A 9,324-nucleotide genomic window follows, 5' to 3' on the forward strand; every position below is an offset into this window, starting at 1 on the left:
GTCCGCTGCCTGCCCCTACTCCGTCGCGATCACGCCCCGCACACGAAGAAGCCCCTGCTCATCGAACAGGGACTCCCTTTGCCACAACGCACTCAGTTTCGCCCCGCTGCTTGGCGGGGGCCAAAAGGGCACCTCCGGCACGACTGCGCCGACGGAGACCTCCGCGACTCAGCCGTCCGAGAAACCTCATCACGACTCGCCCGCAGGTACGACGAAGCCGCCTGCAGAGCCCTCCGACGGCCCCGCGGCCACGCCGGCCACGAAGCCCAAGCCGCCCTCGACAGCTCCGCCGGGCGTGGTGGTGCTCCGCGTTATCGACGGTGACACCCTCGAGGTGCGCGGCGACGGCGGGGTCCTGCCGAGGGACACCGTGGCCCGGGTACGGCTTCTGGAGATCGATACCCCGGAGCGGGGCGCCCGTTTCGCTGACGAGGCCACCGCCCGCACCGCCACGCTCCTGCCGCCGGGCAGCCACATCCGCGCCGAACGGGACGTCGAACTCACCGACCGCTATGACCGGTACCTGCTGTACGTGCGGAACGAGCAGGGCACCTTCGTCAACGAGTCCCTCGTCCGCAGCGGTCACGCCGAGGCGGTTCTCTACCCGCCCAACGACAAGTACTGGCCCAGGACCTCTGACGCCGAGGACGCCGTCCAGCAGGCCGGAGCCGGCCTGTGGACCGCCTGTCACCAGCAGCCGGAGACCTCCGTCACTTCCCCGGACTCATCGGTCCCGGACTCCCCGGCACGCCGGCTCAGCGGACCTGGGCAGCTGCGGCTTCCCGCCGCGGCCCGCGGGATGGGGGCGTGCGGGCGGGTGCAAGCCGGATTGCCCGGCACGCACGTCAGGTCATGACCGCACGAGGCGGTTTCCGCTCCACCGCCGCCCGGCCCAGCGGCGTCCCTGCCGCACGAGTGTTGCGGCCTGCCGAGCCGCTTGCGTCTGCCAGGAAGGCCGCCGGACGCGTCCGGTGACGTAAGCGGCGACGGGCACGGCGGCGGTGGCGGTGAGGCCGGCCGCCAGGGCGGAGCGCTGCAGTGCGGGGTGGTGGCCGAGCCATTCGGTGTAGCGGCTGCGCTGAAAGGCGTGGCCGTTGAGTTCGCCGTGGACGGCGCCGGGGCCGGGCAGCGGCTGTTCCAGGTTGTCGGAGCCGGTGTCGGACTGGTCGGTGACCTGACTGGCGAACCCGATGCGGCGCACTGCCATCAGCCGGTCGGTCAGTGCCGGAGCGAAACGCTGGGACAGGATGAACTGCAGGGCCGACCCGCCGACCGGCACTTCGCGGGTCGGGTGAGTGGCCGCTTTCACGATGGCCCGCGCCACCGCTTCGGGGGCGTAGACGGGCGGAGGCGGCTTGGGCAGGGCCTCGAGCTTCGAACGGGCATGGGCGAACAACGGGGTGTCGATGGAGGCGGGCAGGATGGTGGTCACCGCCACCGGCGCCTTGTCCGCCATGAGCTCCATGCGCAGCACGTCGTAGAAGCCGCGCAGGGCCCACTTGCTCGTGACGTACGGTGCCTGCAACGGCACCGCGCGGACACCCTCCACGGAGGACACCCCGATCAGAACCCCGCCACCGGAGCGACGCAGGTACGGAAGGGCGGCGTAGGCGCCGTGGACCTGGCCCATCAGGTTGATCTGGACGACGCGGCTGAACTCCTCGACGGTGATGTCCTCCGCCCGGCCGTACAGGTGCACGGCGGCGGCGTTCACCCAGGTGTCGATCCCTCCGTAGTGCTCCACGGCGGCCTGGGCGAGAGCCTGGACCTGCGGCCACTGGGCCACATCGGTCGGCACCGCCAGAGCGTCGCCGCCCGCGCCCTGGATCTCCGACACGAGCGTGTCCAGAGCCTCCTCGCTGCGGGCGGCCGCGACCACACGGGCTCCCTGCCGGGCGAACTGCAGGGCCGTAGCACGGCCGATACCGCTGGATGCGCCGGTGACGACGATCACCTGCTCGGACAGCGGCTTGGTCTTGGTCGGCACGAGCCTCAACTCCCCTCGCTCACTGAGCCCTGCACACCGGTCGGTCCAGGGCAGGACACACCACCTATGCGGACCACGCTCGCCCAGTACCCGCCCACCCGCACCCCGCACTGCGCCGACCGCGCATCTGTTCCGTCCCGTCGCAGCTGAGTTCGGTGCGCTTCGCCTCCCGGACATCCCAGTCGTCGCGCCGGAACCGCATGGTCCACGTGGCTGCGCCGCTCGCGGAGGCTAAGTCGTCGGTCATCGACGTGGAGCGTTCGTGGGCGTCGCGGCCTGCCCGGCACCCCTCCCTCTGCTTCTCGTGAGGGCGCCCGGGTCAGCCTCCCGCCAGTGCCCGGCTACCAGGTTCCGCCCCACCGCAGCGACGATGGATCGGCCCGCTCACCACAACACGTCCTCAGCGCCCCCACGAGGCGGTCGGCGCCGTCCTCGACGACGCCCTCACGGAACTCGGCGGCAATCCGCTGAGCCTGCGCCCGGCCGTAAGTCAGGCACCAGTCCCACCAGCGTTCCAGCATTCCTTGGTCCATCCGCTCGGCGGTCACCAGTGCGGGCCAGTCGCAGGCACGCGCCTGCGCGGTCACCTTCGCCCCACCCGCGACGGGGTCGACGGCCAGCGCCGGAACACCCGCGCGCAGCGCCAGGACCAAGCCGTGCAGCCGGTCGGTGACGACGACGTCCAGCCGGCTGAGCAGGGACTCCAGCTGGGCGGGCGTCGCACACAGACGCCAGTCGTGTGTATCGAGCCGTGTGTCGAGCTCCAGACGGGCGCAGTCCTTTCCCAGCAGCCAGTCCCCGAGCAGCTCGGCGACCTCCTCGTGGCGCCGCTTGTGGCCGTACTCCTGCTGACCGTGCGTGAGTACTGTCCCGACCACCGGTCGTGGCGGAAGGGCGGGGGCCCGGGCGGCCAGGTCCCGGCCGGGCTCGCTGTCACAGGAGTCCCGGGCCAGCACCCCGTGGAACCCGGTCACCGCAGGGCTGTCCCGGTCGACGACCGAGGTCCCCACCGCGATGCGCACGCAATGCGAAAACCGCTCGTGCAGTTCCTCCACCTGCCGCCCGTGCACCGGACCGCACACGAAGACCAAGTGGGAATAGTCCTCGGGCCGCACGTCATCCAGGTGCAGCGCACTGGGCCGGAAACCTGGACTCCAGGCGACATCATGGGCGACGCCCGCACGGCCCAGCACGTCACGGACCCGGCCCAGGGCCAGTACGTCCCCGGCCGTCACCTCACCGTGCAGGAAACTGAACCACCCGGCCACCAGCACTCTGCCGCGCGCTCCCGGAAATGCTCCCACCCATGGTTCGGACACAGCACCACGGGTGCCCGGCGGAACGGTCGCCAATCAGAAGCCCGGGGCAGCAGAGATGGAACTGCCCTGCGGCCGCGGCCAGAACCCGCTGCCAGGTGCCGCGGGATCGCCCAGCCGCTTCCCCGTGGCCGTCGAGGTACGGGGAGCCGTGCCGGTGCCCCCTGTCAGCAGTTACCCGGGGTCCGCCGGACGGCTGCGGTGAACACGCGTCCTGCTCTCCTCTCACTCGCCTGCCTGTACGACCCACATCGACGCCTCCCGACAGGCGGCTTTGCCCGAACCCGGAAGTCGCAGCAGAGCCACCCGCCCCGATGGCCGACGAGGACCCCGGCGGGCAGCGCGCGCCGGGATCGGTTCGGCTGGTACATACGCCGAGGAGGACAGGGGTACCCGGTGCCCGTCGAAGATGGAGAGGTGTGATCATGGCCATGACGCTGACACGCGAGGACGCAGTCGACATACTCACCCGGCAGCACGCGCAGATCCGCCGCGGCTTCTACAAGGCCGCCGTTCCGGGGCCGACGCGCCGCCGGGCGTTCGAGCGGCTGATGCGCCTGCTCGCCGTTCACGAAGCTGCGGAAGAAGCCCATGTCCACCCCGTGGCACGCCGGGCCCTGCAGGCCGGCCGGGATCTTGCCGCACGCCGCCGCGAGGAGGAGAAGCAGGCCAAGAAACTGCTCATCGCTCTGTGGCGGACCGGCCCGGAGGGCAAGGGCTATCTCCGGCAGCTGAACACCGTCCGCAAGGCCGTGCTGGAACACGCGGCCCGGGAGGAGCGCGAGGAGTTCGCCGCCCTGCGCCGGGCGGTCGGTGCGAAGCGTCTGCGGATTCTGGGCGCGGAGGTCAAGCTGACCCAGGCGTACGCGCCCACCCGCCCGCACCGGTGGGTGAACAATGAGGCGGCCAACAAACTGGCGGCCCCACTCCTCGGGCCGGTCGACCGTCTCCGCGACCTCGCCCGGCATACGACGCGCCGATGAACGACCAAGCCGACAGCGCTTGAGTCGCTGACCGAACGAGGTGCACCGTCAGCCTCCGTTCTGCCGATCGTGCGCCTCTTCCTCTCTGCTGGTCTCCTCTTTCGTGCTCTGATCGGACGCCTCACGGAACCTCTGAGCGATGGCGAGTTCCATCCCCGCAGCCACCGGATACACCACGGAGACCAGAAAACCGGTCAGGGGCCACGCCGTCACGCCTCCGACGAAATGGGCCACGACCCAGGCCAGCGTCACCGCCCCGGTCACGGAGGCGGTGCTCAATGCGATCCCCAGCGCGGTCACGGTGCTGGGCTCCTGTTCAAGCGGCTTGCTAAAGCCTCTCGTCGCCACGGTCTCCAGCAGGCTGAAGGCCACCGCAGCTGCCACCGCGAAGTAGATCAGGTGAACGGCACCGGACTGTCTCGCCTCTACATTCAGGATCGCCGCACTCGCGGTGATGGAGACGGAGAAGCCGTACGCCTGGCCGTTATTGCGCAAGGAGGCACGAAGACCGTGCGCCAACTGCCTGTGCAACCCTCTACCCCCTCTCCACAACAGTCGATCCCGCCCCACTGCGGAGTGCCCGCAGGGCAGAGCACTCCCCGACATCGGCCACCGCCTGCTCTGCGGCCACCGAGAGCACGGCGGTCGGGTCGAAGGAGCTGGTCACCGGATACACCCTTCCCTTGACTCCCACTCTTCGATAGGCGGTCAAGTCAGCAGGTGAGGCGGCGGCGCAGGCTGGTGCAGGCACGGTCGATCAGGCGGGAAACGTGCATCTGCGAGATGCCGATGCACTCGGCGATCTGCCGCTGGGTCATACCGCGGAAGAAGTACAGGTGCAGGATGCGCCGTTCCCGCTCCGGCAGCGACGCCAGGAGCGCCGCCACAGCGACATGGTCGGTGACCCGCTCCAGGGCGGGATCCTCGCTCCCCATCCTCTCCGCCAGGGCCACAGAATGTTGCGCACCGCGCCGTTCGTCGATGGAGGCGGGGTCGCGGGCCCGCTCCGCGCGCAGTACCAGCCGGATGTCCTGTTCGGGCAGGCCGGTCAGCTGGTGCAGGTCGCCCAGCGTGCCGCCGTCGGCGTATCCGGCCCGGCGCAGTTCCTCCTGGGCCTGGCGCACCCGGCGGTGCTGGTCCCGGATCGTGCGCGGTACGTGAACGTGCCAGGTGTGATCACGCAGGTGCCGCTTCAGCTCACCGTCGATGGTCGGCACCGCAAACGACAAGAAGGCATGTCCGCGGTCCGGGTCGAAGCGGTCGATGGCGTGGAGCAGGCCCAGGCATGCCACCTGGTACAGATCCTCGCGGTGGTCGATGGGTGAGCCGTAGCGGCGGGCCAGCCGCCGGGCGACGGGCAGGAATGCCTGGACGGCAGCCTCCCGCAGGGCCTCCCGCTCCGGGCCCGCAGGACAGCGGGTCATACGGTGTACAAGATCTTCGCCCGGTGCCGGGCACGTGCCGTCGGCCTGCCGGGAGGCAGACGCGGCACGTTCGACGACGTCAGCACGAACCATGGGCCCATCACTTCCCTGTACGGCGCCAGACGGGGCGGCACCCCCGCGAACCTCCGGCTTACGACACTTCAGGACGGTCAGCGAGTGCCCCTCACCATTTGCCGTACGCAAAGAAGACACTGCCCCGACGCGCTCAGAACCGGCCATACGCACCACAGTGGCGCCGTGCGGCGTGAGAAGCGCGGACGCCGGTACTCAGCCGGCCGGGCGCACGCGCGTCTTGAATTTCCCGCTGCCGCAGCAGCCGTCCCACAGCGGCGGGAGCGGTGACGTTCCCGGACACGGGGACGGTCTCTGCCGGGTGGCAGACCTGGTCACTTCCAGCGATCACGCTCCTCTGTCTACCGTCCGGCCCCACCCGCTGCGACCGCCAGACGGCCATCCGGGTGGCCCCCCGCACAGCCGTCCGCCCGACGCCGCGGAGCCAATGGCCGCCGACGCTATGCCCTCCAACACCCCACGGACCGCCTGCGGCGCCCGCCGAGCAGCCGCACTTTTTGCATAGCGCCATGATTGGGCGCGCTCTGGCCGTCCTGGCCCTGGGCTTCGGCTCGGTCTACGGGCGCACCTGCGGCATGGGCTGGGTCGCCGCCGCCATCGGCGCCTGGGCCATCATCGCCCCCTGGGCGGTGCAGAACGCCGCCGCGACGACCGGCACCATCGTCGGCAACACCATCACCGGAGCCGTCGCCGTGACGCTCGGGCTCATGACCACTGCCATGGCGATGACCGCCCGCAGCCGCTCCTGACCAGGCCGGCGACAACACCGCGGCCCCGAGCCCACGGCTCGGGGCCCGCGTACGCATGCGGTGGGGGTGAAGGGCGGTCGCCTACGCGGCGAAAGGCTCAAGGTGGCTTGAGCCGAACGATCGTCCCCGCAGGCAATAGATGAGGCCCGGGGACACTGTCCCGTTCACCATCACGCCCGGTTCGGCCACACCGGCCGGGCGGACACCGCGTACCACCGCGGGGTGGGACGTGACCTTCCTGCACTTCCGGCGTTGGGCACCACGACGCGTACAGGACGTCGCCCCCCTTCTGGACGCGTACGCAGACGAGGGGCCCCGAACGGTCTGCCCGGCCCCGGGGCCCCTCCCGCCACCCGGGAAGCTGCGCTCCGGTCGCCGCGCCCCCGCCCGCGCCGTACACAGGTCGTATGAGCGATGACAGCGACAAGGTCTTCCACCCCGGCGAGATCGTGCCGACCTCCGGGATCTACGAGTGCGACTGCGGGCAGAGCCACCGCTACAGCACCGACGTGAAGGGGCACCGGTTCCCGCCCGTACAGGACGGCTGCACCGGCAGCGGCTGGACACTGAAGGCCGCCTCACAGCCCGACCCCTGACCTCTCCCCCGAGACACAGCTGCCCCTGGCCGGTGTTCGAGGAAGCATCTAGCGTTGACGGATTGATCTCGCGGCGGGCGCCAGAACGAGGGTGCCGTCGTGCTCTGCCGCTGTGACGACGATGGTCAAACGCAGCGACGACATGCGCGGCTTCGTGGTCCTGCCCAAACGGTGGATCGTCGAGCGTCTCTTCGCCCACCTGATGCGCACCCGCCGCCTGGCAGGCGACTACGAACGCCGTACCACCAGCGCCGAAGCGATGATCTACTGGTCGATGATCCTGCTCATGACGCGCCGCCTGGCCCGGCCACACCCGCAGCGAGGGTGAACCGGCCCAGCGCGGGTTCGGCCAGCCAGCCGCGCGCGACCAGGCGTTTCGCCTTCGACCGCAATGCCCTCCACCCGCGCCGGCACCACGTCCATGCCGAACAAGACGGCCATCTCCTGGCAGGTCAGCGGCCCTTGACGGAGCCGGAAACGGTCCGCGAGCGCCTGCAGGATGCGCTGGTAGTCCACCGACAGCACCGACCTGTCCAGCCCCTCACGTCACACCGGCACCTGCGACTTCGACTTCGCCGCGGCCGGCGCTGACGATGTCTCCTCCGCCTGCCCCATGGCCGGCGCTGTCCCATCGGCCTGGGCCTGGCTTTGCCCGGGCTCGTCCACGGAGGCCAGTACCTCGCCGACCCGCGAGCGGGCGATGGCCCACTCCCGCTCGGCCACAGCGCCGCCCCTATGCCCCACCAGCGAACACGCAGTCCTCACGTCCGGAACGACAACAGCTTCTCACTCCCGGGTCAGGACCACCGCCGTGCCGTACGCGCACACCTCGGTGCCCACGTCGGCCGCCTCCGTCACGTCGAAGCGGAACGCGAGAATGCCATTGGCGCCACGCGTGCGTGCCTGTTCGACGAGCCGCTCCATGGCCTGGTTGCGGGTCTGCACGAGCGTCTTGGTGAGCCCGCGCAGTTCACCGCCGACCATCGACTTCAGCCCGGCGCCGATCTGGCTCCCGACGTGGCGGGAGCGCACGGTCAGGCCGAAGACCTCGCCGATCACCTCCCGCACGTGGTAGCCGGGTACGTCGTTCGTGGTGACGACGAGGACCTCGGGCTCCGGGCCCTGTCCGCCGCCGTATTCATCGATGCCCATGGTTCACAGCTTTGACCGGGGCCGGGCACAGTGCATCCTGAGTACGCCCATGGAACCTGGGCCATGACGGCTGCGTTGATACTTTGAGGCAGCCAGCCCCGCCCGTACCCCCACAGCAGCAGGAGCCACATCCCCGTGACCACGCTTGCGCTCGGCCCCGAGTGGCTCAGCCCGGACTATCTGATCTCCACGTTCAGCCTGCCCGGCATCCTGCTCATCGTCTTCGCGGAGTCCGGTCTCTTCGCGTTCCTGCCGGGTGACTCCCTGCTGTTCACGGCGGGCCTCTTCGTGGCCGAGGGCACCTACATCACCCAGCCGCTGTGGCTGGTCTGCATGCTGATCGTGCTCGCCGCCGTCATCGGCGACCAAGTGGGCTACATGATCGGCAAGTTCCTGGGCCCGAAGCTCTTCAGCCGCCCAAACTCCAAGCTCTTCAAACAGGAGAACCTGGACAAGGCCCACGAGTTCATGGAGAAGTACGGCCCCAAGGCGATCGTCCTGGCCCGCTTCGTCCCCATCGTGCGCACCTTCGCCCCCATCGTGGCCGGCGCCGGCCGCATGAAGTACCGCACGTTCCTCACGTACAACGTCATCGGCGGCGTCGCCTGGGGCACCGGCGTCACCCTCGCGGGGTACTGGCTCGGCCAGATCGGCTTCATCAAGAAGAACGTCGAGTCGATCCTCATCCTGATCGTCCTGCTCTCCGTGGTCCCGATCATCATCGAGTACCTGCGCGACCGCTCGAAGAAGAAGCGCGCCGCGGCCGAGAACCCCGCGGAGCGGCAGCAGCCCCCGGCCATGGACGACGCGACGACCCAGCTCCGCCGTATCACCCCGGACGACCAGCCGCCCCACCAGCGGCCGCAGCAGCCGCCGTACCACGACCAGAACGGCTACAACGACCAGCAGTACTACAACCAGTACCCCCAGGATGACGCATCCACACGTTGGGCTCGACGTACACCGCGTACCCGCGCTCCACCTCGCAGCGCACCGGCACCAGGCCGCCCGGCAGCTCGATGTC

General features: G+C 70.0%; 10 protein-coding genes and 2 pseudogenes. 6 read left to right on the forward strand and 6 right to left on the reverse strand.

The window, feature by feature from the left end:
• Positions 1–298: 298 nt before the first annotated feature.
• A complete protein-coding gene (locus tag ABZ281_RS23850) occupies positions 299–856 on the forward strand; it encodes a thermonuclease family protein (protein ID WP_356658471.1) in 558 nt (185 codons plus the stop codon).
• Here ABZ281_RS23850 and ABZ281_RS23855 read toward each other — a convergent pair.
• On the reverse strand, positions 851–1,987 hold the full coding sequence (locus tag ABZ281_RS23855) for an SDR family oxidoreductase (protein ID WP_356658473.1): 1,137 nt from the start codon (positions 1,985–1,987) through the stop codon (positions 851–853). The genes ABZ281_RS23850 and ABZ281_RS23855 overlap by 6 nt on opposite strands.
• Before the next feature lie 341 nt (positions 1,988–2,328).
• A complete protein-coding gene (locus ABZ281_RS23860) occupies positions 2,329–3,255 on the reverse strand; it encodes a polysaccharide pyruvyl transferase family protein (RefSeq protein ID WP_356658487.1) in 927 nt (308 codons plus the stop codon).
• 479 nt (positions 3,256–3,734) lie between these two features.
• Between ABZ281_RS23860 and ABZ281_RS23865 the strand changes: the two genes are divergently transcribed.
• The gene (locus ABZ281_RS23865) at positions 3,735–4,286 is read left to right on the forward strand and encodes a hemerythrin domain-containing protein (RefSeq protein WP_356658475.1); all 552 of its coding nucleotides are present in this window, start codon (positions 3,735–3,737) and stop codon (positions 4,284–4,286) included.
• Positions 4,287–4,334: 48 nt separating this feature from the next.
• Here ABZ281_RS23865 and ABZ281_RS23870 read toward each other — a convergent pair whose 3' ends face one another.
• Positions 4,335–4,781 (reverse strand): hypothetical protein, encoded by a 447-nt coding sequence (locus ABZ281_RS23870; protein ID WP_356658477.1) that lies wholly within the window; start codon positions 4,779–4,781, stop codon positions 4,335–4,337.
• A gap of 218 nt (positions 4,782–4,999) precedes the next feature.
• Positions 5,000–5,710, reverse strand: coding sequence for a sigma-70 family RNA polymerase sigma factor (locus ABZ281_RS23875; protein WP_356658479.1), 711 nt, complete (start codon positions 5,708–5,710; stop codon positions 5,000–5,002).
• A 602-nt stretch (positions 5,711–6,312) separates the two neighbouring features.
• Here ABZ281_RS23875 and ABZ281_RS23880 point away from each other — a divergent pair.
• The 3 genes and pseudogenes from ABZ281_RS23880 to ABZ281_RS23890 all read left to right on the forward strand — a co-directional run.
• Positions 6,313–6,552 carry an SPW repeat protein gene (locus ABZ281_RS23880; protein WP_356658481.1) on the forward strand — a complete coding sequence of 80 codons (240 nt, stop codon included), beginning with the start codon at positions 6,313–6,315 and terminating at the stop codon, positions 6,550–6,552.
• Between the two features lie 407 nt (positions 6,553–6,959).
• The gene (locus tag ABZ281_RS23885) at positions 6,960–7,148 is read left to right on the forward strand and encodes a hypothetical protein (protein ID WP_356658483.1); all 189 of its coding nucleotides are present in this window, start codon (positions 6,960–6,962) and stop codon (positions 7,146–7,148) included.
• Positions 7,149–7,269: 121 nt separating this feature from the next.
• A pseudogene (locus tag ABZ281_RS23890) lies at positions 7,270–7,476 on the forward strand (IS5/IS1182 family transposase); the annotation flags it as partial.
• Here the strand turns inward: ABZ281_RS23890 and ABZ281_RS23895 are convergent.
• Together ABZ281_RS23895 and ABZ281_RS23900 are read right to left on the reverse strand one after the other, a co-directional pair.
• A pseudogene (locus ABZ281_RS23895) lies at positions 7,433–7,913 on the reverse strand (hypothetical protein). The pseudogenes ABZ281_RS23890 and ABZ281_RS23895 overlap by 44 nt on opposite strands.
• 21 nt (positions 7,914–7,934) lie before the next feature.
• Complete coding sequence (locus ABZ281_RS23900; protein ID WP_191846876.1) at positions 7,935–8,300, reverse strand: YbjQ family protein; 366 nt, start codon at positions 8,298–8,300, stop codon at positions 7,935–7,937.
• A gap of 135 nt (positions 8,301–8,435) precedes the next feature.
• Here ABZ281_RS23900 and ABZ281_RS23905 point away from each other — a divergent pair.
• The coding region (locus tag ABZ281_RS23905) for a VTT domain-containing protein (RefSeq protein ID WP_356658485.1) at positions 8,436–9,324 on the forward strand (889 nt) is incomplete at its 3' end.

Origin of the sequence: Streptomyces sp. NPDC006265 (genome assembly GCF_040613555.1) — a bacterium.
GTDB lineage: Bacteria > Actinomycetota > Actinomycetes > Streptomycetales > Streptomycetaceae > Streptomyces.

Bases quoted from the DNA above. Each gene is read 5' to 3' on its own strand.
- ABZ281_RS23900 (WP_191846876.1), bottom strand. From the start codon at position 8,300: ATGGGCATCGATGAATACGGCGGCGGACAGGGCCCGGAGCCCGAGGTC.
- ABZ281_RS23880 (WP_356658481.1), top strand. From the start codon at position 6,313: ATGATTGGGCGCGCTCTGGCCGTCCTGGCCCTGGGCTTCGGCTCGGTC.
- ABZ281_RS23885 (WP_356658483.1), top strand. From the start codon at position 6,960: ATGAGCGATGACAGCGACAAGGTCTTCCACCCCGGCGAGATCGTGCCG.
- ABZ281_RS23875 (WP_356658479.1), bottom strand. From the start codon at position 5,710: ATGACCCGCTGTCCTGCGGGCCCGGAGCGGGAGGCCCTGCGGGAGGCT.
- ABZ281_RS23865 (WP_356658475.1), top strand. From the start codon at position 3,735: ATGACGCTGACACGCGAGGACGCAGTCGACATACTCACCCGGCAGCAC.